This is a genomic window from Actinomadura sp. NPDC048955 (assembly GCF_040649435.1).
Lineage (GTDB): Bacteria > Actinomycetota > Actinomycetes > Streptosporangiales > Streptosporangiaceae > Spirillospora > Spirillospora luteofluorescens.
Genome location: NZ_JBEZJI010000061.1, coordinates 1 through 25811 on the forward strand (window position 1 = coordinate 1; position 25811 = coordinate 25811).

Sequence of the window (25811 nt, forward strand, 5' to 3'; positions counted from 1 at the left end):
GACACTCGCCTGGGAAACCCCAGCCCAGCGACTCGCTAAGCTCCTGACCAAAGCCAGTTGATCAACCGGTGTTGCGACGACCCCTCGAATGCGCCACTGCCGGAGGGGCGTTTTTGTGCCGATCACCGAAGCCGCACCACCCTCTCCAGGCGACCTCAGCCCCGGCCGCAACCCCGCAACAACCTCCAGGCCGCGATCGCGTCCGAAGGCAGGTTCAAGCGAAGCGAGAACCTGATCGCGCAGCGAGCCGCCAGGCGAGCCGGAGCGATGCCAGCGATCGCCCGCATCGCACGACGATGGAGGGCCGCCAGGCCCGAAGGAGGAGTGCAATGCTGTAAGCATGTGCAGAAGTATTAAGACGCTTCGTCCGCCTTACTCTGATGACGTCACCGATGAGGATGTGCGGGCGGCGGCGCTCCAGTATGTGCGGAAGATCTCCGGGTTCCGGGCGCCCGCCTCGCACAACGCGGAGGCGTTCGACCGGGCCGTCGAGGAGATCGCGCGGAGCACCGCCGCCCTACTCGAGACGCTGGAGGTGCGGGGGCGCCGTTAGGCCTCGGCGGCGACCAGTTCGGCGATCTGGACGGTGTTGAGGGCCGCGCCCTTGCGGAGGTTGTCTCCGGAGCAGAAGAGGGCGAGGCCGTTCTCGACGGTCTCGTCGCGGCGGATGCGGCCCACGTAGGTGGGGTCCTGGCCGGCGGCCTGGAGCGGCGTCGGGACGTCCGAGAGGACGACGCCGGGCGCGCCCGCCAGCAGCTCGCTGGCGCGCTCGGGGCTGAGCGGGCGCTCGAAGCGGGCGTTGACCTGGAGGGAGTGCCCGGTGAAGACGGGGACGCGCACGCAGGTGCCCGACACCTTCAGGTCCGGCAGCTCCAGGATCTTGCGGCTCTCGTTGCGGAGCTTCTGCTCCTCGTCGGTCTCGGCGCGGCCGTCGTCGACGATCGAGCCCGCCATCGGGAGCACGTTGAACGCGATCGGGCTCACGTAGACCGACGGCTCGGGGAACTCCACGGCCGTCCCGGAGTGGGTGAGCCGGTCGGCGGTCTGGACGGTCTTGGCCGCCTGGTCGTGCAGCTCGGCGACGCCCGCGAGGCCGCTGCCGGAGACGGCCTGGTAGGTCGAGACGACGAGGGCGATCAGCCCGGCCTCGGCGTGCAGGGGGCGCAGCACCGGCATCGCGGCCATCGTGGTGCAGTTCGGGTTGGCGATGATGCCCTTGGGGCGCTGCGTCGCGGCGTGCGGGTTGACCTCGGCGACGACCAGCGGGACGTCCGGGTCCATGCGCCAGCCCGACGAGTTGTCGATCACGACGGCTCCGGCGGCGGCGACCTTCGGGGCCAGTTCCCTGGACGTGGTCTTGCCCGCGGAGAACAGCACGATGTCGAGGCCGGTGTAGTCGGCGGCCGTCGCGTCCTCGACGGTGATCTCGGTGCCGTTCCACGGGAGCCTGCGGCCCGCGGAGCGCGCCGAGGCGAAGAGCCGCAGCTCGTCGACCGGAAATCCCCGTTCGGCCAGGATCTCGAGCATCTTGGCCCCGACCTGTCCGGTGGCCCCGACGATGCCGACTCTCATGCCGCTCCCTTGTGTAGATCGCTTGACCGGGCGAGTCTGCCCAGGTCGGATGCAGGACGTCCAGTGAATAACCCTACGCGCAGGGTTCAAGCAACGCTTAACGGAAGGCGTCCAGCCCGGTGACGGCCTTCCCCAGGGTCAGCAGGTGAACCTCCTGGGTGCCCTCGTAGGTCAGGACGCTCTCCAGGTTGTTCATGTGCCGGATGACCGGATATTCGAGCGTGATCCCGTTGGCGCCGAGGACGGTCCGGGCCTCGCGGGCGACGTCCAGCGCGGCGCGGACGTTCGCGAGCTTGCCGAACGAGACCTGCTGCGGGGTCACGTTCCCCTCGTCCTTGAGCCGCCCGACGTGCAGGGCGACGAGGCCCGCCTGGCCGAGGGCGACCTCCATCCAGGCGAGCTTCTCCTGGGTGAGCTGGAACGACCCGATCGGCTTGCCGAACTGCTCGCGGGTCTTGGCGTAGTCGACGGCCGCCTCGTAGCAGGACCGTCCGGCGCCGACGGCGCCCCACAGGATCCCGTAGCGGGCCTCGGAGAGGCAGCCGAGCGGGCCCTTCAGGCCTTTCACGCCGGGCAGCATCGCCGACTCCGGGAGCCGCACGCCGTCCAGCACCAGCTCGGAGGTGACCGACGCCCGCAGGGACAGCTTCCGGTGGATGTCGCTCGCCGTGAACCCCGGGGTGCCCTTGGGGACGAGGAACCCGCGGATCCCGTCGTCGGTGCGCGCCCACACCACCGCGACGTCGGCGATCGACCCGTTGGTGATCCACATCTTGGTGCCGTCCAGCACCCAGCCGGAGCCGTCCCGGACGGCGCGGGTGAGCATGTCGCCGGGGTCGGAGCCGCGGTCGGGCTCGGTCAGCCCGAAGCAGCCGATCGCCTCCCCGGCGGCCATCCTCGGCAGCCACTCGTTCTTCTGGTCCTCCGACCCGTACTTGTGGATCGCCGCCATCGCCAGCGACCCCTGGACGGACACGAAGCTGCGCAGCCCTGAGTCGGCCGCCTCCAGCTCCCGGCACGCGACCCCGTAGGCGACGGCACTCGTCCCGGCACAGCCGTAGCCCTCCAGGTGCATGCCGAGCAACCCCAGTTTGCCCAGCTCGGGGGCCAGCTCGCGTGCGGGGAACGTCCCGTCCTCGAACCAGCCCGCCAGGTGCGGCGCCACCTTCTCCGCCACGAAGGCGCGCACGGTGTCGCGGACCATCCGCTCCTCGTCGGTGAGCCGGTCGTCCACGCGCAGCACGTCCATGCGGGGTCTCCTCCGTCGGGGGCCGTCCGCGACGAGGGTACGTCGGAGAGCCGACCCTGACCGGGCAGGGGTCCGATCAGGGATGAATCAGGGCGAATCCGGATGTCAGAGTTACCTTCGGGTGGGCATGATCGAGGCATGGACATGGACAAGACCACGGGCAAGCAGCTCCGCCGCACGCACGAGGGACGCATGATCGCCGGCGTGTGCTCCGGTGCCGGCCGGTTCCTCGGCGTCGACCCCAACCTCCTGCGGCTCGGCCTGGCCGTCTTCACGCTCTTCGGCGGGGCGGGCGTCGCGCTCTACGCGATCGCGTGGCTCCTCATCCCCGAGGAGGGCGCGCAGAAGTCGGTCGCCGAGGACCTGTTCAAGAAGGCGAGCGACTCGCCGACCGTCCAGGACGCGGTGCGGAAGGGCAAGGACGCGGTCAACAAGAACCGCACCCACGCTTAGGCTGTGTTTCAAAGCCCCGGCCCACTTCGCTCGCTACGTGACCGGGCCTTGGCGAACGCGGCATCGCTTCGCGATCTGCCCGGTTCCGCTCGCCTCCGGCCTCGCTCCACCGGCCAGTTCACGCGTTCGCGCGCTTGACCGGAGCCACTTCGAGACAGGCCCTAGGACGCCGGGATGCCGGATAGTTCGTCGCCGCCCCCGGAGGAGGGGGTGACGACGACGGGTTCGACGTGCTCGCGGGACCCGGCGATGACGCCTCCGCGAACCTGGTTCCAGCCCAGGGTCAGGATGGCGGCGGCCGACAGGCCGAGAACGCCGGAGAGCGCCACCACGGTCTCCGGCCCCAGCACCTGGGCCGCTGCGCCGCCGACGAGGATGCCGACGCCCTGCCCTGCGAGGATGCCGGACTGGGCGAGCCCGAACGCCTGCCCCCGCCCCGACGCCGGCACCGCGCCCACGAACGCGGTGTTGGCGGCGAGCTGGTAGGCGCCGCCGACGCCCGACAGCGCCCACAGCGCGACGACGCACCACAGCGGCGGATGCGCGCCCGCGCCGATCAGCGGCAGGCACGCCAGCATCGACATCCACCCCATGACGTGCAGCCGGCTCGCCGGGCGGACGAACCGGCTGAACAGCAGCGAGCCCACCACCATCCCCGCCGGCATCGCCGCCAGCAGCAGCCCGGCCGTCACCGCGCCGCCCCCGAACGTCGCCGCGTACGGGACGGCCAGGCCTTCGGGGATCACGTAGAACGCGCACAGCCACGCGAACAGCACCAGCGACCGCAGCACCGGATCGCCGAACACGAGCCGCACGCCGTCGCGCGTGCCGCGCCACAGCCCGAGCGACTGGAGCTCCCTGCGCCGCTGCGCGGGCCGCCGCCGCAGCCCGCCGATCAGCACGACGGCGGACGCGCCGAACGTCAGCGCGTCCAGCCCGAGCGCCTCGTAGGTCCCGACGACGGCGACGGCCGCGCCGCCCACGAGGAAGCCCAGCACCTGCGTGATCTGCTGGGTGACGTTCGCGATCGCCGACCCCGCCACATACCTGTCGCCTTCCAGCACGTCCGGCATGACGGCGGCGCGGGCGGCGGAGAACGGCGTCCCCAGGAGCACCGTGAGGAACACCAGCCCCGCGAGGCCCGCGACCGGCATCGGCACGAGCGCCATCACCGCCACCAGCCCCGCCCGCAGGACGTCGCAGACGACCATGACCGTGCGGCGCGGGAAGAGGTCGGCCAGCCCGGACAGCACGGGCCCGCCCACGATCGGCGGCAGGTAGGTCAGCGCGTACATCAGCGCCGTCAGCAGCGTCGACCTCGTGTGGTCGTACACGAGCACGGCGAGCGCGACCTGCGCGAGCTGGTCGCCGACGAACGACAGGGCCTGCGCGAGCCAGAGGGCGCGGAACTCACCCACCGCGAACACCTCGCGGTAGGTCGCCTGCTCATCCGGCGGTCGACGATGCCGGCCGGTCTGCCTTCCCGCCACGCACGCTCCAGTTCAGCCCGCCCGGTGCCGGGCGCCCTCCCCTATTAACTCACGCTGCGTGGCAGTCGCGTGACCTACAGTGCGCATTTCCCGGTTCAATATCCGAGTTCGTGCAGCCGCTCGTCGTCGATCCCGAAGTGGTGCGCGATCTCGTGTACGACTGTTATCCGGACTTCTTCCACCACGTCCTCCGCGGTGTCGCAGATACGAAGGATCTCGTGGCGGTAGATCGAAATGTGATCGGGCAGGACGGCCCCGTACCAGTCGCCCCGCTCGGTGAGGGGGATGCCCTGGTACAGGCCGAGAAGGCCGCGCTCCGGCGCATCGTCCTCCACGACGATGACGACATTGCGCATGTGGGCGGTGAGCTCGGGCGGCACACTGTCGAGAGCCTCCGCCACGAGGTCCTCGAACGCCTCTCGCGACAACTCCATCACACCGATCATTCTGCTCGACAGAAGGGGAACACGTGCCCAAGGTCCGCGCCGCGTCGACCCAGGCTCTCGCGGCCGTGCGCGCACAGGCCGCGCGCGTCCGCGCCGCCTGCTCGCCCGTCACCCGCCGCGCCCGGCCCGTCCTCGAAAGCCGCTGGACGCGGTTCTCCCTCGTCGTCATCGTCGGGCTCGCCGGAGGCTATCTCGGCCTCCTCGCCGGCGGCAGCTACGTCACCCCCGTCGGCCCCGCGGACGTCCAGCTCACCCTGCAACCGTCCCTGCACGGCGGGACGGTCCTGAAGCTGCCCCCGCTCGGCTCCCTCCGGCTCGACACCCACGGGGGACCCGTCTCCCTGGAGGCCCGCCTCACCGACCTGCGCCCCGACCAGGCCAAGAAGCTGATCGAGGACGACACCGAGCTCGACCGGCTCACCGACCAGATCGGCGGCCAGCTCCGGCACGGCCTCTCCGAGCTCCTCCTGCGCGCCGTCCTCATCGGCCTGGCCACGAGCTTCCTCGCGTCCCTCGTCCTGTTCCGCTCCTGGCGGCGCGCCCTGCTCGGGCTGGGCTCCGCGGCCGCGGGCCTCGTCGCCGTCACCCTCGTCACCTGGGGGACGTTCAACCCCCAGTCCATCGCCGAGCCCCGCTACACCGGCCTGCTCGCCAACGCCCCGCAGGTCGTCGGCGACGCCCGCAGCATCGTCGAGCGCTTCTCCGCCTACCGCGCCCAGCTCGCCCGCCTCGTCGGCAACATCTCCGAGCTGTACGCCACCACCTCCACCCTCCCCACCTACGAGCCCGACCCGTCCACCATCCGCGTCCTGCACGTCTCCGACATCCACCTCAACCCCGCCGCCTGGAACGTGATCAAGTCCGTCAGCACCCAGTTCAAGGTGGACGTCATCATCGACAGCGGCGACCTGATGGACCACGGCAGCAAGCCCGAGGACAAGTTCGCCGACGAGATCTCCGGCCTGAAGGTCCCCTACGTCTACGTCCGCGGCAACCACGACTCCAAGGAGACCCAGAAGGCGGTCGCGCGGGAGAAGAACGCCATCGTCCTGGACGGCGGCGGGACCCGCGAGGTCGCGGGCCTGCGCGTCTACGGCCTCGGCGACCCCCGCTTCACCCCCGACAAGAGCACCCGCGACGACTACGTCGGCGCCGACCAGCTCCGCGCCGAGGGCCTCCGGCACGCCGACGAACTCCGCAAGGCGGGCAAACTCCCCGACCTCGTCGTCACCCACGACCCCACCGAGGGCGAGGGCTTCTCCGGCGTCGCCCCCATGGTCCTCGCGGGCCACACCCACGCCCGCTCGACCAAGCTCCTGCCGACCGGCACCCGCCTCTTCGTCCAGGGCTCCACCGGCGGCGCCGGCCTGCGCGGCCTCGAACACGAGGAGCCCACCCCGATCGAGCTGTCCGTCCTCTACTTCAGCCGCGCCAGCCACCGCCTCCAGGGCTGGGACGACCTCCGGCTCGGCGGCCTCGGCCTCACCTCCGCGCAGATCGAACGCCACCTCGAACCCGCCCCGGACCGCGTCCTCAGGCCCCAGCCCCCGGCCGCGTCCCCGCCCGCGTCCCCGACGTCCCCGTTCCCCTCGGAGTTCCCGTCCGACTGGCCGTCCCGCACCCCGTCCCCGACCGTCACACCGTCCCGCACCCCCTCTCCGGGGTAACCGTTTGCACGCCGCCCCGCCACGTCCTCTAGACTTGGCGAGTCGAGTGGCGACCATCTCCGCCACCACGGGCCCCCTTCGTCTAGCGGCCTAGGACGCCGCCCTTTCAAGGCGGTAGCGCCGGTTCGAATCCGGTAGGGGGTACACGACCGAAAGACGGAGAGCGTTCTCGCTCGTCCGGCGGGTGCTCACTGAGATCTGCGATCTTCTCGCCGGCCGCGGCCTGACGTGCCGGTGACCGAGCCGAGCCAGAGCAGGTCGCGGGCGCGGGTCATGGCGACGAACAGCTGGCGGCGGGCGAGTTCGGCGCGTTCCTGGTCGGCGGCGGCCTCCCTGGCCGAGGCGGGCAGGTCGGCGTCATGGTGGGGCAGGAAGACGTACTTGAACTCCAGCCCTTTGGCGCGCCGGTAGGTACCGAGCTTGACGGCGTCGACCGGACGCCCGTCATAGTTCTCCAGCCGCAGGACCGGGATGCCCGCACGGGTCAGCAGCCGGTGGTGGTCGCCGATCTCCTTCAACGAGCGGCACAGGACCGCCATGTCGGCGAACGCGCCCGGGCCGTCGGCCAGCTCCTTGATCGCCTTCACCAGCCGCTGGTCGTGGTCGGCCCCGTCTGCGGCCTCCACGCGCAGCACCCTTCCATCGTGGTAGGTCAGGTCGACGCTGCGGCGGCCGTTGGGGCTCGGACCGTCCAGGTCGTCGAACGGGTCGTCGGAGACCAGTTCCATCGCGGTCCGCAGGATCTCGGCGGCGTTGCGGTAGTTGGTGCGCAGCACCGCGCCGCGGCCCTTGATCCCGATCCCCGCCTCGCCGAGCCGGAACCCGCCCGGATACACCGCCTGCTGCCCGTCCCCAATCAGCAGCAGGCCGTTCGGGCCGTCCCCGGCCAGGGCGTTCAGCAGTCTGACGCCGGTCAGGGTGAGGTCCTGGATCTCGTCGACGATCACCGCGGCGTACGGCGGATCGGCCGGGCGCTCGCCCAGCTCCGCCAGCGCCGCCAGCAGCACATCGCTGAAGTCGCAGACGCCGCGTTCGCCGCGCAGCATCTCGTACTCCTCGTAGAGCAGCCACGCCGCCTCCCGGTGCGCCGTCTGCAGCGCGGTGCGGCGGCCGTACCGTGCGACGGAGCGGTACTCGTCCAGGGTGGACAGGCCCCGGCCCTTGATGACGTAATGGATCTCCTCCTCCCAGTACCCGGGATTGGGGTCGATCTCGGTGAGCACGCTGTCGCGGCCCACGCTCACCCAGGCACGGGAGAACGCGTCCGCGGCCCGGTCGCGCTTCAGCGGTACGTGGACGCCCCGGTCGGCCAGGAACGCCTGCGCCCAGGCGTGCAGGCTGGTGAACTCCACCCGGTCGGCGAACGTCCCCGCCATCCGGCGGAACAACTGCCCTTGCACCCGCGGCAGGTTGTTGACGTAGGTGACGTACAGGATCCGACCCGCGCCGCGGGCCGCCAGGTGCGCGGCGCGGTGCAGACCCACGACGGTCTTCCCGGTTCCGGCCGGGCCGCTGATACGCGCCGGTCCGCTCCAGTCGCGACGCGCGAGAGCCACCTGGTCGGCGTGCAAGAACGTCATCCACTGCTCGATCGGCGCGTGCAGCAGCGACTTCATGGCCGCCTGCTCCACCTCCTCCACGGCGAACAAGGCCTCCCCCTCCGCGTCCGACGACGTCGAGGCACGCGGCCGCTCGTCCAGCACCGTGGTCTCGTAGGCGGGGAAGGCCTCCTCCAGATGCGCGGTGACCGCGCGCACCATGGCCGGAGTCAGCCGTTTCGGCTCGGCGACCAGCGCGTTGACCGCATCGGGGTCACCGAGCAGCCGGACGCGGCCGAGTTCGGTGTCCAGACGGTGGCCGGCGAACACCATCAGCGGACGCACCGCGACCGGGGACAGCCCCAGCGCCGCCACCTGCTCCTCGGCCGTACGGGTCATGGCCAGCAGCTTGCGGACCTCACCGTCGCGGTCCTGCGCACCGGCCGTCAGGCGACCGTCATCGACCCGGGGCACGTCCCGCCAGCGCTTGACGTCGATGACGAACACCCCGCCCGACCCCACGATGATCATGTCCACGTTCGCCGACCGTGAGCCCGGCCAGCGCCGGTCGACCAGCAACCGCCAGCCCAGGGCCGTCAGGCTCAGCAGCGTCGCCGCGACGCGGCGCTCCGCCTCGGCGCTCCGCCTCGGCCGCGGCCTCGAAGCGCCCGGCCAGCTCGTAGGCCTCCCGCGACCGCCGCGCCAGCTCCAGCGCGTCCTCGCGCGCCCGCCGCCCCCGTGCCCCCGCCGATCCGCCAGCCCCCATCGCGCGCCTCTCGACCCCGTCGGAAAGTTACGATCTTCAACAGATAGCAACAACGACCTTCGAGTCAACAGCGCATTGGCCACATTTGTCTCCACCCGCGCGGGCGGCGGCGCGACCACGGCGGGCGGCTCGGGCGGCGGCGCATGCCGAGCGGGTCATGGTCACCGGGCGGCCCGTTGACCCGCTCGATGCGGTCGGGCCGCGGCCGCACTCCGTCTTCAGAACGGCGCTGAGGCCCCCTTTCCGCAGTTCCCCCGGACCGGCCCGCGCGGCGGCTCCGCGGCCTCTCCGGCGGATTTGGCCCCCCTTTCCCCGGACACCCTCCTGATAAGATCGCCGCGCAATCAAAACTGAAAAGCCCCTGGCTCTTCAGTCGTCCGCGAAAGCGGGCGCACGAAGGGCCGGGGCAGACGTCACCGGAATCCCTTTGTGCGCCCCAACAAACAAAGGGGTTCCCGTGACAAAGAAAAGTTGGCGCCCGCGAGATCTCCTCGCAGGCGTCCGCAGGTATCTGGGGACGCTGTCAAGCGATCTCCGCGCCGCGGACAAGAGGGTGCTCGCGATGGTCATGACCGCGAACGCGGCGGGTGTCGCCAATGGCTTCGTCCTGGCGCTCACGGGCGTGACCAAGAACGTGGGACCGATGACGGCGGCCTGCGTCTCGGTGTTCTTCGGCACGCCGGTCCTGTGGCTGTTCTTCAGACCTTCGCTGCGAAGCCGCTGGTCCGTATGGATGCCGTCTCTCCTCCTGGGCATCAGCATGGGGGTGAACAACATGGCCTACCAGAACGGCTTGAGGTGGGTTCAGTTACAACTCCTGCAGCCCCTCTCGTTCCTGTTCAGCGCCATCTTCCTGGTCGGACCCAGGGTCGTGCGGGACGCCAGGAACGGGAGATACTCGACCGCCATGTGGCCGGTCCTCGCCGGGCTCGGCATCTGGACCCTGGCCGCCGACACGGCCGGCGGAGCGGGCGGCGCGGGCGGGCGGGCCTTCACTGACGCGATACCGCGGCTCCACGTCCTCGGCCGGCTCGTTCCGGATTGGGGGCTGGGCCTCGGAATCCTGTTCCTCACCGCGGCCACGTACGCCTACTACAGCAGGAAGATGGAGGTGTTCGGCACGGAGGTCAGCGGAAAGATCAACACTCTGGCCTCCATCCCCGCCTTCGTCATCCTCGCTTTGGGCGCGTGGGCGTTCGAGAGCGACTGGGCCGGCGTGACGGACGGCTACTGGCTGTATCTGCTGATCTGCGCGTGCAGCGGCATGTTCCTCTCGCTTCTCAACGGAGTCGTCATGGTGAAGGCCTACGCCAGAGGCCTTCTCGCGTCCACGACCGTGATGCTCTCCCCGCTGCGAACCCTCCTCGGGACCTTCCTGGGGATGCTCGCGGCGCACACCGCCCCCGGCCCGCTGGGGTCGGCGGCGATCGGCCTGATCCTCGTCGCCTCCTGCGGGGCGGCGGTGATCCAGAGTCGGAAGGCCGGCTCTGAGTGACCCGGCGGCGGGGAGGCTCTGCCTCCCCGCCGTTCGCGTGCTGCCAGGTGGCCGCCCGTCCGCGCGGCCGCCCGGAACGCATATTCGGTTGGCCGGGCTGCGCGGCCCGGCTACTGTTCGTCCCACCTCGCGGCTGCTGAACCTCGGGGAGTCCATCGCCTGCTGAGCGATGTCCCGTGCGTCCGTTCTGGACGACCACGTCCGTGACCCATGCCCGAAACACAGCAGCCACCAGGGAAGCTCATGACCGCGCTCCAGCAGGATTCTCGCCTCGTCCGTACCGACGACGACTGGCTCCATCTCCCCAACCGGTGGGACGTCCCCGTCGACATCTGCGCCGGCGCCGACGTGCCGATAGAGCCCGGCGCGGTCGAGGAGGTCCTCACCGTGCTCGAGACCGCCGGCACCCTGGCGCGGCTCGCCGACGCGACCGGGGGCGGGGAGGCGCGCATCGACCGCGTCGCGCTCACCCCGGACCTGCACAAGGGTGCCGGGATCCCGATCGGCACCGTGCTGCGGACCACCGGCGCGCTGATCCCGCAGGCGGTCGGCAACGACATCAACTGCGGCATGCGGCTGGAGACGACCTCGCTCACCGTCGACCAGGTCCGTCCCCGCCTGGACGCGCTGGAAGGGCGGCTGCGGCACCTGTTCTTCGAGGGCGGCCGGCGGATCGCGCTGTCGGGGGTCCAGCGGGAGGCCCTGCTGCGCGACGGGCTGCCCGGCCTGCTCGGCGTTCCGGGCGATCGCGCGGGCGGAGTCTGGTCGCAGCACCGGCCCGAGGACGGGCGGCCGGGCCGGATCCACGGCGAGCGGTACCCGACCACGACCGCCGAACCGTTCCGCGACTGGATCGACAGCGCGGGCGGCACCAGCTACGACAGCATCATCGGCAGCGTCGGTGGAGGCAATCACTTCGCCGAGCTCCAGTACGTCGCGTCGGTCCACGACCGGCACGCCGCCTACGCCTGGGGGTTCGAGCTCGGGCAGGTCGTCCTGATGGTGCACAGCGGCTCGCTCTCGCTGGGGCACCAGGCCAACGCCGACGGCCTGGAGCAGGCGAGGAGGGCCTGGCCCGCACGCGTCCCGAAGCCGGACAACAAGATCCTTCCGATCCTCCTCGGCGAGCGGAACGAGGCCGTCCTCCGGCGCTACCTCGACGCGTTCGGCAACGCCGCGAACTTCGCGGTCGGCAACCGGTTCTTCCTCTCGCTCATGCTGCGCCAGGGGCTCGCCGCCGAGTGCGGCGCCCTCTCCGCCGATCTGGTCTACGACGCCCCGCACAACCTGCTGTGGCGCGACGACGACGGGTCGGTGGTGCACCGCAAGGGCGCGACGCCCGCGGGCGGGTACGCCGACATGGCAGGCGGACCGTACGCGATGTGGGGCGAGCCGGTGATCGTGCCCGGGTCGATGGGGGCGGCCAGCTACGTGCTGCGCGGGCACGGCAACCCGCGGACGCTGGCGAGCGCGTGCCACGGCGCCGGACGCCGCGTTCCGCGCGGGGCGGCGTCCCGGGCCGGCGACGCCGGACTCGACGCGTTCCTCACCGAGTTCCGTGTGGTCACGCCCCTCGACCACCGCGATCCCGCGGTGGCGCGCCGCGCGGACGTCATGGCCGCCTGGCGGCGCGACCTCAAGCAGGAGGCGCCGTGGGTGTACAAGGACATCGGCCCCGTGGTGTCCAGCCTGGGACGGGCCCGCGTCGCGGACCCGGTGGTCGAGCTGCGGCCGCTGCTGACCGTCAAGGGGTGACCCGCCAGGCCCGGCCGTCCGGACGTCGCGGACGGCCGGGCCGTCGTTCCCTCGTTCTACTGTTCCAGGCCGAACGCCGCGGAGACTCGGCGTGCGAGGTCCTCCTCGGTGACCGTGGGGTCCACTCTGAGCCCGTTCAAGTCCAGGCCCCGGGTCTGCTCGGTGAGCCGGTCGGTGAACATGGCGTCGCGCTGGAGCAGGTTCCGTAGCGCGTGCGGCGGGTCGGCCGTCTTGGCGACGAACCCCCACGCGGGCCCGCCGCGGTCGTCGAACACCGCCTGGCGGAACCCGGGCGTGGGCAGCAGCCAGACGGCGTGGCCGATCTCGGTGAGCAGGGGCCGGACGAGGTCGGGCAGCAGCCGGAACCCCTCGGCCAGCACCGGGCGGTCGGCGGGGAGGGCGAGGAGGTCCTCGACGATCAGGTCGAATCCCTCACCCCGGTACCAGTGGAAGGTGTCGAGCATCTCGCGCGGGCTCCTGTCCACCCACCGCTCGTCCATGTTCATGGCCGCGAAGTCGCGCAGGTAGGGAGCCCGTTCGGCGGGCATGCGGCGGGCGTGGTCGGGCATGACCGCGTCGGTGTCGTACAGGCGCATCCCGTACCGGCCGGCGATGCGCCGGGCGATGGTCGACTTCCCGGCCCCGCTGCCGCCGCCGATCCAGTAGACGTGCCGCAACCTCTCCCGCGCGACACCGGGGTGAGCCCCTTCGTCCAGGGCTGAGTGCATTCGTCGGCTCCTCGCGCGCGCCTGTCGGCTTGGGCTCTCACCGCAACCGCCACCGCGGCCGGTCGTCGGTCCGGTAGTGCTCAGCGTACTGACGGGCCGTCCGGTTCCAGGCGTCCTCGCAGCCCGCACGCGCCGCCCGTTCTCGCGCTGGACGCGGTGGCGTTTTCCGGAAAGACTCATGCTGAGTACACGGAAGATCACTCACCGCAGCATCGGCCGACGGCGCGGCGCGGGTGACGGCGAAGGGCGGGAACGGGACGTGGTGCCGCGACCTGGGCTGGAGCTGAACCGGAGATACCGGCTCGTGGAGGTGCTCGGGCGGGGCGGTATGGGGCAGGTCTGGTCAGCCCTCGATCTGGAACTGGAACGCCGGGTGGCGATCAAACTCGTCCCCGTGGACGTGCCCTCGGACGCGGCACCGGAGCTGCTCGCGCGGCTGCGGCGGGAGGCCAGGACCGCGGGGAGGCTCCAGCATCCGGGGATCACCGCGGTCTACGACCTCGGCAGGCACGACGGGGCCCCGTACGTGGTGATGGAACTGCTCGACGGGCGGAGCTTCCGGGACCTCCTGGACGGCAGCCCCGGGGGCCTTCCCGTCGACCGGGTCGTGGACCTCGCGATCGAGGTGGCCGACGCGCTGGCCTACGCGCACGCCCAGGGTCTGGTGCACCGGGACATCAAGCCGGCCAACCTCATGGCGCTGGCCGGGGGCGGCGTGAAGATCTGCGATTTCGGCATCGCGCGCTTGCCCGAAACGACGTCGATCACCGGCCGGGGCGTTCCCGGGACCGCGGCGTACATGGCGCCCGAGCAGTCCCCCGGCACGATCGACGCTCGTGCCGACATGTACGCGCTGGGCCGCACCCTCTACGTGCTGCTGACGGGCGGACACGCCTCCAGCACGTCGCCGGACGGCATCTCCCGGGAACTCGGTGCGGCCCGATCCGACATCCCACCGCGACTGGAGCAGCTGCTCGTGCGACTGCTCGCGCTCGATCCGGCCGAGAGGCCCGACGCGGCCATGCTCCGCGACCGGCTCACCGCGCTTCGCGACGGCCGGGAGGGCCCCTCCGGCGCTTGGCACCTTAGGGCGCGTGCGCGGGAGACCCACTCGGACGGACGCCCCGGCGACGCGCCCTCTCCCCCGAGCACGCGCCCCCGCACGGCGACGAGAAGGCGGCCACCCGACCCGGACCTTTTCACGTGGCCCGAGGTACGCGAGCCGCGCGCGTGGGTCGCGCGGGCGGCGGTGGCGTCCGCTCCCGCATGGTTCCTGATCACCGCCGGTCTGACCTGGTACCAGTCGCCGGCGGATCGGATCGTGTTCCCGCTGTTCTGCCTTGTCGTCGGCACGTACGCGCTGGGGGCGATGGCGATCTCCAGCTGGGACTACCCGGATCGGTGGTCTTCGGCCCAGCGGGAGGATGAACTGCCGGACAGGCCGGGACTCTTCGGCGGGCTTCTCCTCGGGCTCGTGCTGCTCGTGGCCGTGGTGTTCTACGGCGTTCGCGTGGGGATCGGTGCCGGTGACGATCGGTGGCTGATGCTGGCCTGGACCCTGGCCTGCCTGGTCTCGTTCGCGACCGCCTTCGTCACCCGGTGGATCCACTCCTACGAGGCCGGGATGAAGTCCTCGTCACTGAGCGACTGGGCACGGTGTCGGGCGATCGCCGAGACCGCGGCGAAGACGATCTGGTTCGGCGAGCCCTACGAGGACCCCCGCCTGCCGGACCTCGGAGATCTGCCCTCCGAGCTTCCGGCCGCTCGCTTCTTTCGCTTGGAGAAGGGCCCCTTCTCCTTCGCCGTCGTGTGCGGGCCCAGAGTGCTGCTGGTCGCTACGACGACATGGCCGCCCGGGGTGTACCAGAGGATCAGTTACAAGGAACTGCTACGGGACGGGCGGTCCTTCGCCTCGGGCGCGCAGGAGGCCGAGCGAATCCGCAGAGCCGAGAGCGAATGGCTCTATCAGGTCAACAAGAGGTACCGGCACCGGCGGCCGGACTATTCGGACGTCGATGCCGTTCTCGTCGTCGGGCCGCCCTCCGGAGGCACGGGTGAAGTGGTACTGGGCGACCACTCGACCCTGTCGCTCTCTCTTGTCACATGCACGACACCGGCCGGTTTCGCCGAGGTCGTGCGCTCGCGCTTCCGGGAGCCCGACCGCATCGATCTGCCGACGGTCGCGCGGGTCCTCGACCACTACGACCGGACACAGGACCCGGCCCCGGACGAGACCTGACCGTGCTCCGGGCCGCCCATCGGCCCCCGAGGCAGGTTAGCGACACCGTGTTGGTATCTTGACGACATGATGTCGATAAGTGCCGGAGTGTGGGGCTGATGTTCCTCGCGCTTCGTGAGCTGCGGTTCGCCAAGGTCCGGTTCGGGCTGATGGGCGCCGTCGTGGGCCTGATCGCGGTTCTCATGGTCATGCTGTCCGGGCTGTCGGTGGGGCTGGTCAGGGACGGCGTGTCCGGGCTGCAGAACCTGCCGGTCACCTCCTTCGCGTTCGAGCGCGGCGTCCAGCACGACTCCGCCTTCTCCCGGAGCGTGGTGGACGTGTCCGCCGTGGAGACCTGGCGGGGGCGGCCGGGTGTGGCGGAGGCGGCGCCCTACGGGAACACGCTCGTCAACACCAAGAGCGACCGGGGCGTGGACATCGACCTCGCGCTGTTCGGGGTGGCGCCGGACTCGTTCCTGTCGCCCGGCGTGGGCGAGGGCTCGCGCCTGGGGAGCGCGGACGGTGTCGTCGTCAGCAGCACGGCCCTGGACGCCGGGCTGCGCATCGGCGACACGATCACCGTCGCCCGGCTCGGGACGAGGCTGCGCGTCGTCGGCGCCACGCCCCGGCAGAACACCTTCGGGCATGTCGACGTGGCCTACGTGCCCCTGCGGACCTGGCAGCTGATCAAGGCCGGAGCGGCCCCGGGCGACCCGGTGCCCGCGCACGCCACGCAGGAGATCACCGCCGTGGCGGTGCGCGCGAAGCCCGGCGCCTCGGTCGACCTCGCCGCGGGCGACGCCGCCGCCCGGACCGAGAGCCTCGCTCTGGAGGACTCCTACGGCGCCTCCCCCGGCTACTCGGCCGAGACGTCCACGCTCCAGCTCATCCAGGTGTTCCTGTACGCGATCTCCGCCCTCGTCGTCGGAGCGTTCTTCGCCGTCTGGGCGATCCAGCGCAAGCACGAGGTGGCCGTGCTGCGCGCCATGGGCGCGTCGAGAGGGTGGCTGCTCCGCGACGCGCTCACCCAGGCGTTCCTCCTGCTCGTCGCCGCCGTCGCGATCGGCGCCGGGATCGGCGTCGGCCTCGGCTCGCTCATCACCGGCGGCGGCATGCCGTTCGCCCTCAGCGCCCCGAGCGTCACGGCCGCCGCCGCGGGGCTCGTCCTTCTCGGGCTCGCCGGCGCCGGCGCCGCCGTCGCCCGGATCGCGTCCATCGACCCGGCCACCGCCCTTGGAGGCAACCGATGACCGGCCAGACCACGCCGACCGCCGGGCCGCCCGAGGCCGGCGCGACCGACCGCCCGGGCCTGGTCATGGAGGGCGTCTGCCTCCGCCACGGCGACGGCTCCGAGACCGTCCAGGCCCTCGACGACGTCGATCTCGCGGTGCGCCCCGGGGAGCTGGCCGCCATCGTCGGCCCGTCCGGCGCCGGGAAGTCGAGCCTGCTCGCGGTCGCGGGCGGGCTCGCCCGCCCGGACCGGGGCACGGTCACGCTCGCGGGGCTCGACATCACGGCCGCCGGCGCGCGGGCCAGGGCGAGGCTGCGGCGGGAGCATGTCGGGTTCGTCTTCCAGTCGGGCAACCTGGTCCCGGCGCTCACCGCCGCCGACCAGCTCCGGCTTCCGCTGCGGTTCCGCCCGCGCCGCGCCCGCTCGGGCCGCGACCCCCTCGGGCTGCTGGAGGACGTGGGAATGGCGGACAAGGCCGACCGGCGCCCCCACCAGCTGTCCGGCGGGGAGCGGCAGCGGGTCGGCATCGCCCGGGCCCTGGTGACGGGGCCGAGCGTGCTGCTCGTGGACGAGCCCACGGCCGCCCTGGACCGGGCGCGCAGCCACGAGATCGTCCGGCTGCTCGCCCGCGAGGCGGAGCAGCGCGGCGTGGCGGCCATCATGGTGACCCACGACCACGACGTTCTCGAACACTGTGACACCGTGTACGAGATGATCGACGGACGCCTGGCCGCGCTCGCCTGACGCCCCGGCCGGGCCGTCCGGCGAGTACGGCGGGACCGGTGGGAGGGGGCCGCGTGCCGAAGATCCAGGCGCCGACCGTGGCGGAGCACCGCGCCGCGCAGCGGGCGGCGCTGCTCGACGCCGCCCGCGCCCTGCTGTCCGAGGACGCCGAGCGGGCCCCCGGCCTGGCGGACGTCGCCCGCCGGGCCGGGCTGGCCCGCTCCAGCGTGTACGCCTACTTCAAGTCCCGCGACGATCTGCTCGACGCCCTCATCGTCGACACCTTCCCCCGCTGGTCCGCCTTCGTCGAGGCGCAGATGGGCAAGGCCAGGACGCCCGGCGACCGGGTCCTGGCCTACGTCTACGCCAACCTCCGCCTCGTCGCCCGCGGAGACCACGCGCTGGCCCGCGCCCTCGCGGCCACCGGACGCACCGACACGCTGGCCAACTCCGGCCGGCTGCTCCACGACGAACTCCAGACGCCGCTGCGTGCGGCCCTGACGGACCACGGCGCCCCCGACCCCGACCGGACGGCCGAACTCGTCCAGTCGATCGTCTACGCCCTGACGCGGATGATCGAGGACGGCCTCGCCGAACGCGCGGCCCGCCGCCTCGCCCACGAACTCCTCGCCCCGTATCTAGAGGCCCCGACGCCATAGGCAGGTCCCGGAGAGGTCCTAGTCAGGGGGCGGAGTCGTCAGGCGGTCCATGAGCAGGTGCATGCAGGAGCGGAACCAGGCCAGGGCCGTCGGGTCGGTGGCGCTCACCATCCCGTGGCCGCGGGCGAACACACCGGAACTGATGAAGCCGTACACGCACCAGACCATGGGCGACAGGACGAAGTAGGGGTCGACTTCGGGTGGTACCGCATCGCGGATTCTGCGGGTGCACATCCGCAGGAGCGGGCGCTGGTAGCGGTCCTCCAGATCGCGGACGTCGAGGGCGTCGGCTTCCCACCGGTGCATCCACACCGCGTGGATGAGCGGGTGCGAGACGTGGTAGTCCAGGTAGGCGTCCAGGATCCGGTGCAGGGCCGCGCGCGGGGAATCGGTCGTATCGACGGCCTCCCGGAGCGTCGCGTACTCGTCTTCGTAGGCGCTCTGCATGATGGCGACGTAGAGTTCGCGCTTCCCGCCGACCAGGCCGGTGACCTGCGCGGCCGGCACGCCTGCGGCGTCCGCGATCATCCGCAGGTTCGTCTCGTCGTATCCCAGCGCGGCGAAGAGCCTGGTGGCCGCTTCGTGGACCCGGTCGCGCGCCGCAGCGTCGTCCATACCTTCACGGTAGGGTCGCCGGCCCGGCGTCCTCCCACCCGAAGGTAAAGATCTCCGGAGGAGGATCCGGCCTGGCGATGGACGTGCCCGCGACACCGCGGACCCCGAGTTCCGGCGGCGGCGGGCACCCTCGTCGAGCGCGTCGTCGCCCTCGCGCTGCCGGCCGCAGCCGCGCGGCAGGCCCCGCTGTGGGACCGCGCTCTCCTGCCGGCGTGACCGCGGGACGGCGGGCGGCACGTCCCCCCTGGGTAGAGATCTCCCCATGAGCAAGGTCAAGCGGCTGCCCCGGAGCGTGTACGAGCCGGAGCTCGCCCGCCTCCAGGCGGAACTCGTCAATCTCCAGGAGTGGGTGCGCAGCGAGGGCGCCCGCGTCGTCGTGGTGTTCGAGGGACGGGACGCGGCCGGCAAGGGCAGCACGATCAAGCGGGTCACCGAGTACCTCAACCCCCGCGTCGCCCGCATCGTCGCGCTCCCCGTCCCGACCGACCGCGAGCGGACCCAGTGGTACTTCCAGCGCTACGTCGAGCACCTGCCCGCAGCCGGGGAGATCGTCCTGTTCGACCGCTCCTGGTACAACCGGGCGGGCGTCGAGCGCGTCATGGGCTTCTGCTCCAAGCAGGAGTACACGCGCTTCCTCCACCAGTGCCCCATCTTCGAACGGCTGCTGGTCGAGGACGGGCTCCTCCTGCGCAAGTACTGGTTCTCCGTGAGCGACGCCGAGCAGGAGCGCCGTTTCCGCAGCCGCCTCGCCGACCCGATGCGGCGGTGGAAGCTGTCGCCGATGGACATGGAGTCCATCACCCGCTGGGAGGACTACTCCCGCGCCAAGGACGAGATGTTCGTGCACACCGACATCCCCGAGGCGCCCTGGTACGTCGTGGAGAGCGAGGACAAGCGGCGCGCCCGGATCAACATGATCGCTCACCTGCTGTCGAGCATCCCCTACCGCACCGTCGAGCCGCCGGACCTGGCGCTTCCCGAGCGGCCGCCCCCCAAGGGCTACGAGCGCCCACCGCGCGACATGCAGACCTACGTCCCCGACCACTCCGCGTCCCTGCTCTGAGACCGGCGCCGCGACCGCGCCGAGCCGCCGCCGGTGCGGTTAGCATCGCCGCATGCCGCTGACCGTCGACGGCCGCTTCGCCCCGTACGGGCCCTCGCACTGGGCGGCGCTCGGCCTGTTCGCGATCGGCTGCGCCGGGCTCGTGCTCCTCGGACGCGCCCAGCGGGCGGGCGCGGAGCCGGGTGCGGAGTTCGGCGGCCAGGCGCGCGGCTTCGGCAGGGCGTACGCGCTGGCGATCGTGTACGTGATGATCGGCACGCAGGCGCACACCCTGCTCCCCGGGCAGTGGCGGCTCGGGGGTTCGCTGCCCCTGCAACTGTGCGACGTGGCCTGGGTGGCCTCGGTGGGAGCGCTGTGGACGCTCGGCCGCCGATGGTTCGCGCTGACGTACTACTGGGGCCTCACCCTGTCGGTCCAGGGCCTGCTCACCCCCGCGCTCAACGGCGCGGACTATCCCGGTATCGACTATCTGGGCTTCTTCGGGATGCACCTGATGATCGTGTGGTCCGCGGTGTACCTGACCTGGGGGCTCGGGATGCGGCCGGACCGGGGCGGCTACGGGTTCGCGGTCGCCGTCACCGTGGCGTGGGCCGTCGCCACGTTCGTCTTCAACCTGAGCGCGGGGACGAACTACGGGTACCTCAACGCCAAGCCCGGCACCGGCTCGGTCCTGGACCTGATGGGGCCCTGGCCCTGGTACGTGCTGGTCGAGGCGCTGGTCATCCTGCTCGGCTGGGCCCTGATCACCTGGCCCTGGACCCGCGCGAGCCGCAGGGACCGCACGAGCCCGCCGCCCGGGACGACCCGTCAGCGGCTGTAGTCCAGGAACAGCGTGCCGTTCTTGCCCCGCTCGACCTCGGTCAGCCTCCACGGCTGGACGCCGTCGCCGTCGAACACCCGCCTGCCGTTTCCGACCACCGACGGGGCCACGACCAGCCGCAACTCGTCGACGAGCCGGGCCCGCAGCAGCGAGCGGGCCAGTTCGATGCTGCCGTGGAGGCCGATGTCGCCGCCGGGCTCCCCCTTCATGGCGGTGACGTAGTCGTGGACGTCCGTGGTGACCCGCGTGGAGTTCGCCCATTCCTCGCTGAACGCGCTGGAGGTGACGACGTGCTTGTGGGTGCCGTTGATGAAGTCGGCGAACGGCTGGAAGTCCGACTTGGGCCAGTGCCCGACCCAGTAGTCGTACGTTCCGCGTCCCAGCAGGACGTCGTCCTGTGCGGCGATGACCCGGTTCAGGTAGTCGACCAACTGCGGACCGTCGTCCGCGAGCCAGTCACCGTCCTCGTAGGCGATCCCGTCCAGCGACATCAGGTGGTAGAGCACGACCTTGCGCATGTGGTTCCTCCAATGATCGATCGTGGGTTCGGCGCCGCTACTTCTTGGCGGGGTCGGCTCCGGCTCGCTTGACGATCTCGTCGCCGGGGCTCACCGCGTTCCAGAGGGAGCCTTCGACGCGGATCTTCTTGGTCTTGCCGTCGGTGAAGGTGACCTTGAGGTAGTGGTAGAGATTCGACCCGTCCGGCATGTTGCGGGACTTGCCGGCGACGACTCCTTCCCACTCTTCGTCCTCGTGCACCCGTCGTGACCTGAACATGGGATCGCCCGCCTCCGGTGATGGCCTATTCACTTCCTGTGATCAGGTTAGGACGCCGCGCATCCACCGGGCCTCGGTCGCGCGGGGGGTCTTGCGGATGCGACTTCAGAGTGAGGGGCGGGGGTGGACGAGACCGAGGTCGTAGGCCATCACCACGGCGTGCACGCGGTCGCGGGCGCCGAGTTTGCGCAGCACGGACGAGACGTGGGTCTTCACGGTCGCCTCGGCGAGGGACAGGTACCCGGCGATCTCGGAGTTGGAGGCGGCGCGGGCGACCAGCGTGAGCACCTCCACCTCGCGGTCCGTCAGCCGGGCCAGACTCGCGGGCCGGACGGGTTCGGCGGGCTGGACGGCCACGAACCGGTCGAGGAGCCGGCGCGTCACGGTCGGGGCCAGCAGCGCCTCGCCGCGGGAGACCACCCTGACCGCGTCGGCCAGTTCGGGCGGGCGCACGTCCTTGAGGAGGAAGCCGCTCGCCCCGGCCCGCAGCGCGGCGTAGAGCGGCTCGTCCAGGTCGAACGTGGTCAGGATGACGACCTTGGGCGGGTCGGCGGCGGCGGTGATCCGCCGGGTGGCGGCGATGCCGTCGGTACCGGGCATCCGCACGTCCATCAGGACGACGTCGGGGCGCAGGCGGGCGGCCTCCCGGACGGCCTCGTCGCCGTCGCCCGCCTCGCCGACGACCTCCAGATCGTCGCGGGCATCGATGATCATGCAGAATCCCGCCCGGACCAGATCCTGGTCGTCGGCGACGAGCACCTTGATCGTCATGGAGGCTCCCTCGGAGGCGGCCCGCCCATCATCGCAGCGCGCACGACCGGCGACGTCCCGCGACCGGGAGCCCCGCCGGGGTCACCGGGCCGTCGTCGCCCAGAACCCGCAGTCGTGCTCCGCGGCGGCGTCGACGGTCCGGATCGCGCCCGGCGCGAGGCTCAGCGGCGCGGTCCCGGGCCGCCAGCGCGGCGCGCCCCGGTGGTTCGGGTCGCCGGTGCGGGCGAAGGCGCTCCAGTAGCCGACCATGGTCCGGGCCAGTCCCTTGCGCTCGCGGTTCACCAGCAGGTCCCTGCCGCCCAGGTCGAAGAGGTAGGGCAGGTCGGTGGCGTGGGCGGCGCCCTGCGGGACGTCGGGGACGTGCAGGCCGTTGACGTTGGGCGCGTCCTCGTCGGCGAACTCGTAGGAGTAAACGGTCGTGCGCGCGGCGAGGTCGCGGGCTCCGGCCAGGGTCGAGCAGGCCCAGGACGCGTCGGTCAGGACCGTCGCCCAGGCCAGCCCGGCGGACGGGAACCGCGACAGCGGGTACCGGGCGGCGACCCTGCCCGCGTGGCGCCCGAACGCCTCCTCCAGCAGCCGCGGGTAGGTCCTGGCCGTGATCAGCTCCGGGTCGTACTGGATCGCGCCGGCGACGAAGGAGCGGGCCTCGTCGCGGGTGCCGCCGATGAGCACCGGAACACGGGCGAACGCGCCCGCGCGCAGCGCCACCGCGGGGTCCCGCGGCAGCAGCCGGGTCCCGTAGGCGAGGTGGTCGGCGAAGGACGGCGAGTGCGGGAGGAGTTCGGCGGTGGTCTTGCCGCGCAGGCAGGCCAGGGCGCCCGCAACGGTGCAGTCCAGTTCCTCGGCGGCGGCCAGGCCGTCGTCCTGCCCCTGGGCGACAGGGACGTAGGGCCGGTCGGCGGGCGCCCCGGGGAACAGGCCGCCGGCGGGCCAGCGCAGCCCGCACGACCCCGAGGAGATGACCGCCTTGTCGAAGAGTCCCCTGGCCGCGGGCGAGGTGAGCAGCGCGCAGGTCGACATCGCTCCCGCCGACTGGCCGAAGACGGTGACGTTCCGCGGGTCCCCACCGAACGCCGAGGCGTTGCGCCGCGCCCACCTCAGCGCCGCGATCTGGTCGGCGAACCCGAAGTCGCCCGACCCGGCCAGCCCGGGCAGTCCGAGGTAGCCGAACATCCCGAGCCGGTAGTTCACCGTGACGACCACGGCCTTGCCCTCGGTCGCCAGCCGGACGGCGTCGTAGTCCTTCCCGCTCCCCTGGGTGAAGCCGCCGCCGTGCAACCACACCATCACCGGCAGGGAACCGTGGTGCTCGCGCGGGGCCGTGACGTTGACGTAGAGGCAGTCCTCACTGGACGGGTTCTTGGGCCCCGGCGAGCCCTGCGCGCAGTCCTTCCCCGGCTTTCCCGCGTCCTTCACACCGCTCCAAGGACGCGGCTCGCGCGGCAACGTCCAGCGCAGGGCACCGGTCGGCGGCTGGGCGTAGGGGATGCCGAGAAACTGCCGAGCCTCCCCCTTCGCGATGCCCCGCACGCTTCCGGCGCCCACGCGCACGGTCAGCGGCGCGGGCTCGTGCGGCGAACGGCACGCCATCAGCGCCCCCGTGGCCGAGACCGCCGCGAGCGCGGTGGACACGCTCCTGAGTACAGGGGGCACGCTTCGGAAACCCGCCATCATCATGACCGCCCGTCTGATCACGTCCGCCTTCCGGCGGCACCGGTTCGAGAACAAGGACGGGATCACCCGCCGATTCGACGCTAGGGACCGCGGCGTCCCGAAGCCTCAGCCTGACGTTCGGTCTTCGACCCGCGACTACAGACGGAGCAGCAGGCCCGTCCCCGCCCACGGACGTAGGTGCCGCCCCGGCGAGCGGGGCGTGCGTCAGATCCAGCCTTGCTGCCAGGCTCGGTGGGCGGCGGCGTGGCGGGTGGGGGCCTGGAGTTTCGCCATGGCGGTGGAGAGGTAGTTGCGGACGGTGCCGGGGGCCAGGTGGACCTCGGCGGCGATCTCGTTGACCGAGGCCCCGGTGCGGGCGGCGCGCAGGACCTCCAGTTCGCGGTCGGTGAGGGGGCAGTCGTCCTCGGTCAGGGCGGCCGCGGCGATGTCGGGGTCGACGTAGCGGCGGCCGGCGGCGACATCGCGGATGATCTCGGCGAGCCGGGACGCCGAGGTCGTCTTCGGGACGAAGCCGCGGACCCCGGCGGCCAGGGCGCGGCGCAGGACGGCGGGACGGGCGTGCCGGGTGACCAGGACGATCTGGGTCGGCAGTTCGGCCCTGATCTCCTCGGCGGCGCGCAGGCCGTCGGCGGGCGGCATCTCCAGGTCCAGGACCGCGATGTCCGGAGCGTGCTCGCGGGCCAGGCGGACGGCGTCGGTGGAGGTGGCCGCCTCGGCGACCACCGCGAGGTCGTCTTCGAGCGCGAGGAGGGAGGCGAGGGCGCTGCGGAGGAGGTCCTCGTCGTCGGCGATCAGGAGCCGGATCATCGGGCCTCGCCGGTCGCGGCGGGCAGCGACGCCACGAGCTCGAAGCGTTCACCGTCGCGGGTCCAGGTGAGGTCGCCGCCCGCGCTCCGCAGCCGGCCGGCGAGGGACTGCAGGCCGGTGCCGGGGGCGGCGCCGGGCTCGGACGCGCCGTCGTTGCCCACCCGGAGGCGGGCGACGCCGCCGGTCACGCGGTAGTCGACGGACGCGCTGCGCGCCCGGCTGTGGCGGAGCAGGTTGGTGGTCGCCTCCCTCATCACCAGGCCGAGAAGGTGCCGGGCGGTGTCGCCGACGGCGGCGGGCTCCGCGGTCGTGCCGGCGTCGATGCCCGCGGCGGCGAGGATCCGGGTGGCATTGGCGATCTCGTCGTCCAGGCTGGTGCGGCGGTATCCGAGGACCACCGCGCGGGTGTCGCGGAGGGCGTCCGCGGCCAGTTCCCTGACGTCCCGCATCTCGGCGGCGGCGCGCCGCGGGTCGGTCTCGGCGATCCGGGCGGCCAGCTCGCTCTTCAGGGCGATGACCTGGAGGTGGTGGCCCTGGATGTCGTGCAGGTCGGCGGCGAACCGGAGGCGCTCGTCCTTGACGGCGAGTTCGGCGGACAGGCGGCGCGCCTCGTCCAGCCGTCCCGCGATGTCCCAGGCCCACAGGGGGCCGAGAATCGCCCAGATGACGAACGCGGTGATCCCGGGCGGGAACAGCGCCGCGTACGGCAGGTCGCCGTCCCCGCTCAGGAGGCTGACGAGCGCGCCGGGCAGCGCCGCGGCGGGGACCGCGGCGGCGATCAGCCGGCGCCGGTTCCGGCGGTCCAGGTAGGTCGCGGCGACCGCCGTCATGATCGCGGGTGCGATCGGCCACAGCCCGTAGTCGCGCACGGCGAGGGGGCAGGCGGCGAGCACGAGCGCGGCCAGCGCTCCGGCGGCCGGCCAGCCCGCGGGCGGGCGGGGCCGCGCGCCGGCCGACAGCCGCGCGTTCAGCAGCGCCACGACCGCCGCCACCTGCACCGGCAGCGCGGCGGCGCTGAGGACGCGCGGCTGGATCGGCACGTCGCCGTCCAGGATCCACTGGCCGGTGAAGAGGATCAGGACGCCCACGTTGGTGCCCGGCACCGTCCACCAGGTGTAGCGGCGGAACCCCGCCAGCCCCGTCTCGTCGGCCCCTGTGCGCACGCCGCCATTGTTCCAGCGGACGGGCCTCCCGGGCGGGTGTCATCTGTCCTGTATCCGCATGACAGATGTCATTCGCGCACGTGCTGGTCCGTCACTACCGGGGACCTTCGCGCCGCCCGAGGGTGAAAGGC

At 72.1% G+C, this 25811-nt stretch carries 24 protein-coding genes and 1 tRNA gene; 12 read left to right on the forward strand and 13 right to left on the reverse strand.

The window, feature by feature from the left end:
• Positions 1–340: 340 nt before the first annotated feature.
• Positions 341–553 carry a DUF2277 domain-containing protein gene (locus AB0C84_RS37215; RefSeq protein WP_179844599.1) on the forward strand — a complete coding sequence of 71 codons (213 nt, stop codon included), beginning with the start codon at positions 341–343 and terminating at the stop codon, positions 551–553.
• On the opposite strand, the gene AB0C84_RS37220 is transcribed toward AB0C84_RS37215, so the two are convergent.
• Positions 550–1572 (reverse strand): aspartate-semialdehyde dehydrogenase, encoded by a 1023-nt coding sequence (locus AB0C84_RS37220; protein ID WP_361075376.1) that lies wholly within the window; start codon positions 1570–1572, stop codon positions 550–552. The two genes, AB0C84_RS37215 and AB0C84_RS37220, sit on opposite strands and share 4 nt — an antisense overlap.
• A 97-nt stretch (positions 1573–1669) precedes the next feature.
• A complete protein-coding gene (locus tag AB0C84_RS37225) occupies positions 1670–2821 on the reverse strand; it encodes an acyl-CoA dehydrogenase family protein (RefSeq protein ID WP_361075378.1) in 1152 nt (383 codons plus the stop codon).
• 138 nt (positions 2822–2959) lie between these two features.
• On the opposite strand from AB0C84_RS37225, the gene AB0C84_RS37230 reads away from it, so the two are divergent.
• Positions 2960–3274 (forward strand): PspC domain-containing protein, encoded by a 315-nt coding sequence (locus AB0C84_RS37230; RefSeq protein WP_179844602.1) that lies wholly within the window; start codon positions 2960–2962, stop codon positions 3272–3274.
• 161 nt (positions 3275–3435) lie between these two features.
• Here the strand turns inward: AB0C84_RS37230 and AB0C84_RS37235 are convergent, their stop codons facing one another.
• Both AB0C84_RS37235 and AB0C84_RS37240 read right to left on the reverse strand, forming a co-directional pair.
• Entirely contained in the window at positions 3436–4764 is a 1329-nt protein-coding gene (locus tag AB0C84_RS37235) for an MFS transporter (RefSeq protein WP_179844603.1), read from the reverse strand.
• Between the two features lie 95 nt (positions 4765–4859).
• Complete coding sequence (locus AB0C84_RS37240; protein WP_179832057.1) at positions 4860–5201, reverse strand: metallopeptidase family protein; 342 nt, start codon at positions 5199–5201, stop codon at positions 4860–4862.
• Positions 5202–5233: 32 nt separating this feature from the next.
• On the opposite strand from AB0C84_RS37240, the gene AB0C84_RS37245 reads away from it, so the two are divergent.
• The gene (locus tag AB0C84_RS37245; RefSeq protein WP_361075381.1) at positions 5234–6877 is read left to right on the forward strand and encodes a metallophosphoesterase; all 1644 of its coding nucleotides are present in this window, start codon (positions 5234–5236) and stop codon (positions 6875–6877) included.
• Between the two features lie 71 nt (positions 6878–6948).
• Positions 6949–7021 (forward strand) — tRNA-Glu (locus tag AB0C84_RS37250).
• Positions 7022–7065: 44 nt separating this feature from the next.
• Here the strand turns inward: AB0C84_RS37250 and AB0C84_RS37255 are convergent.
• Positions 7066–9300, reverse strand: coding sequence for a UvrD-helicase domain-containing protein (locus tag AB0C84_RS37255; protein ID WP_361075383.1), 2235 nt, complete (start codon positions 9298–9300; stop codon positions 7066–7068).
• 443 nt (positions 9301–9743) lie between these two features.
• Between AB0C84_RS37255 and AB0C84_RS37260 the strand changes: the two genes are divergently transcribed.
• Positions 9744–10676 (forward strand): hypothetical protein, encoded by a 933-nt coding sequence (locus AB0C84_RS37260; RefSeq protein ID WP_361075385.1) that lies wholly within the window; start codon positions 9744–9746, stop codon positions 10674–10676.
• Positions 10677–10919: 243 nt separating this feature from the next.
• Positions 10920–12431, forward strand: coding sequence for an RtcB family protein (locus tag AB0C84_RS37265; RefSeq protein ID WP_361075387.1), 1512 nt, complete (start codon positions 10920–10922; stop codon positions 12429–12431).
• Between the two features lie 56 nt (positions 12432–12487).
• Here AB0C84_RS37265 and AB0C84_RS37270 read toward each other — a convergent pair whose 3' ends face one another.
• The gene (locus AB0C84_RS37270) at positions 12488–13159 is read right to left on the reverse strand and encodes a shikimate kinase (RefSeq protein WP_361075389.1); all 672 of its coding nucleotides are present in this window, start codon (positions 13157–13159) and stop codon (positions 12488–12490) included.
• A gap of 259 nt (positions 13160–13418) precedes the next feature.
• Between AB0C84_RS37270 and AB0C84_RS37275 the strand changes: the two genes are divergently transcribed.
• The 4 genes from AB0C84_RS37275 to AB0C84_RS37290 all read left to right on the forward strand — a co-directional run bounded on the left by AB0C84_RS37275 (position 13419) and on the right by AB0C84_RS37290 (position 17990).
• A complete protein-coding gene (locus tag AB0C84_RS37275; RefSeq protein ID WP_361075391.1) occupies positions 13419–15398 on the forward strand; it encodes a serine/threonine-protein kinase in 1980 nt (659 codons plus the stop codon).
• 98 nt (positions 15399–15496) lie between these two features.
• Positions 15497–16627: an FtsX-like permease family protein gene (locus AB0C84_RS37280; protein WP_361075393.1), complete on the forward strand. Its 1131-nt coding sequence runs from the start codon at positions 15497–15499 to the stop codon at positions 16625–16627.
• On the forward strand, positions 16624–17352 hold the full coding sequence (locus AB0C84_RS37285; protein WP_361075395.1) for an ABC transporter ATP-binding protein: 729 nt from the start codon (positions 16624–16626) through the stop codon (positions 17350–17352). Before AB0C84_RS37280 ends, AB0C84_RS37285 begins: the two co-directional genes overlap by 4 nt.
• Before the next feature lie 53 nt (positions 17353–17405).
• Positions 17406–17990: a helix-turn-helix domain-containing protein gene (locus AB0C84_RS37290; protein WP_361075397.1), complete on the forward strand. Its 585-nt coding sequence runs from the start codon at positions 17406–17408 to the stop codon at positions 17988–17990.
• A gap of 18 nt (positions 17991–18008) precedes the next feature.
• Here the strand turns inward: AB0C84_RS37290 and AB0C84_RS37295 are convergent, their stop codons facing one another.
• Entirely contained in the window at positions 18009–18605 is a 597-nt protein-coding gene (locus tag AB0C84_RS37295; RefSeq protein WP_361075399.1) for a TetR/AcrR family transcriptional regulator, read from the reverse strand.
• Between the two features lie 262 nt (positions 18606–18867).
• Here AB0C84_RS37295 and ppk2 point away from each other — a divergent pair, with 262 nt between their 5' ends.
• Both ppk2 and AB0C84_RS37305 read left to right on the forward strand, forming a co-directional pair.
• Complete coding sequence (ppk2, locus tag AB0C84_RS37300; protein ID WP_179844614.1) at positions 18868–19668, forward strand: polyphosphate kinase 2; 801 nt, start codon at positions 18868–18870, stop codon at positions 19666–19668.
• Positions 19669–19720: 52 nt separating this feature from the next.
• Positions 19721–20488, forward strand: coding sequence for a TIGR02206 family membrane protein (locus AB0C84_RS37305; RefSeq protein WP_361075401.1), 768 nt, complete (start codon positions 19721–19723; stop codon positions 20486–20488).
• Here the strand turns inward: AB0C84_RS37305 and AB0C84_RS37310 are convergent.
• The 6 genes from AB0C84_RS37310 to AB0C84_RS37335 form a co-directional block, all read right to left on the reverse strand.
• Positions 20476–21006 carry a dihydrofolate reductase family protein gene (locus AB0C84_RS37310; protein ID WP_361075403.1) on the reverse strand — a complete coding sequence of 177 codons (531 nt, stop codon included), beginning with the start codon at positions 21004–21006 and terminating at the stop codon, positions 20476–20478. The two genes, AB0C84_RS37305 and AB0C84_RS37310, sit on opposite strands and share 13 nt — an antisense overlap.
• A 37-nt stretch (positions 21007–21043) precedes the next feature.
• Entirely contained in the window at positions 21044–21247 is a 204-nt protein-coding gene (locus AB0C84_RS37315; protein WP_361075405.1) for a hypothetical protein, read from the reverse strand.
• Between the two features lie 123 nt (positions 21248–21370).
• Positions 21371–22036, reverse strand: coding sequence for a response regulator transcription factor (locus AB0C84_RS37320; protein WP_179844618.1), 666 nt, complete (start codon positions 22034–22036; stop codon positions 21371–21373).
• Between the two features lie 81 nt (positions 22037–22117).
• Entirely contained in the window at positions 22118–23668 is a 1551-nt protein-coding gene (locus tag AB0C84_RS37325) for a carboxylesterase family protein (RefSeq protein WP_361075407.1), read from the reverse strand.
• A gap of 246 nt (positions 23669–23914) precedes the next feature.
• Entirely contained in the window at positions 23915–24517 is a 603-nt protein-coding gene (locus AB0C84_RS37330) for a response regulator transcription factor (RefSeq protein WP_179844619.1), read from the reverse strand.
• Positions 24514–25680: a histidine kinase gene (locus tag AB0C84_RS37335; RefSeq protein WP_361075409.1), complete on the reverse strand. Its 1167-nt coding sequence runs from the start codon at positions 25678–25680 to the stop codon at positions 24514–24516. Before AB0C84_RS37335 ends, AB0C84_RS37330 begins: the two co-directional genes overlap by 4 nt.
• Positions 25681–25811 lie beyond the last annotated feature (131 nt).

Bases quoted from the DNA above. Each gene is read 5' to 3' on its own strand.
- AB0C84_RS37270 (WP_361075389.1), bottom strand. From the start codon at position 13,159: ATGCACTCAGCCCTGGACGAAGGGGCTCACCCCGGTGTCGCGCGGGAG.
- AB0C84_RS37330 (WP_179844619.1), bottom strand. From the start codon at position 24,517: ATGATCCGGCTCCTGATCGCCGACGACGAGGACCTCCTCCGCAGCGCC.
- AB0C84_RS37280 (WP_361075393.1), top strand. From the start codon at position 15,497: ATGTTCCTCGCGCTTCGTGAGCTGCGGTTCGCCAAGGTCCGGTTCGGG.
- AB0C84_RS37215 (WP_179844599.1), top strand. From the start codon at position 341: ATGTGCAGAAGTATTAAGACGCTTCGTCCGCCTTACTCTGATGACGTC.
- AB0C84_RS37260 (WP_361075385.1), top strand. From the start codon at position 9,744: ATGGTCATGACCGCGAACGCGGCGGGTGTCGCCAATGGCTTCGTCCTG.
- AB0C84_RS37265 (WP_361075387.1), top strand. From the start codon at position 10,920: ATGACCGCGCTCCAGCAGGATTCTCGCCTCGTCCGTACCGACGACGAC.
- AB0C84_RS37305 (WP_361075401.1), top strand. From the start codon at position 19,721: ATGCCGCTGACCGTCGACGGCCGCTTCGCCCCGTACGGGCCCTCGCAC.
- AB0C84_RS37310 (WP_361075403.1), bottom strand. From the start codon at position 21,006: ATGCGCAAGGTCGTGCTCTACCACCTGATGTCGCTGGACGGGATCGCC.
- AB0C84_RS37220 (WP_361075376.1), bottom strand. From the start codon at position 1,572: ATGAGAGTCGGCATCGTCGGGGCCACCGGACAGGTCGGGGCCAAGATG.
- AB0C84_RS37285 (WP_361075395.1), top strand. From the start codon at position 16,624: ATGACCGGCCAGACCACGCCGACCGCCGGGCCGCCCGAGGCCGGCGCG.
- AB0C84_RS37230 (WP_179844602.1), top strand. From the start codon at position 2,960: ATGGACATGGACAAGACCACGGGCAAGCAGCTCCGCCGCACGCACGAG.
- AB0C84_RS37225 (WP_361075378.1), bottom strand. From the start codon at position 2,821: ATGGACGTGCTGCGCGTGGACGACCGGCTCACCGACGAGGAGCGGATG.
- AB0C84_RS37320 (WP_179844618.1), bottom strand. From the start codon at position 22,036: ATGACGATCAAGGTGCTCGTCGCCGACGACCAGGATCTGGTCCGGGCG.
- AB0C84_RS37295 (WP_361075399.1), bottom strand. From the start codon at position 18,605: ATGGACGACGCTGCGGCGCGCGACCGGGTCCACGAAGCGGCCACCAGG.
- ppk2 (WP_179844614.1), top strand. From the start codon at position 18,868: ATGAGCAAGGTCAAGCGGCTGCCCCGGAGCGTGTACGAGCCGGAGCTC.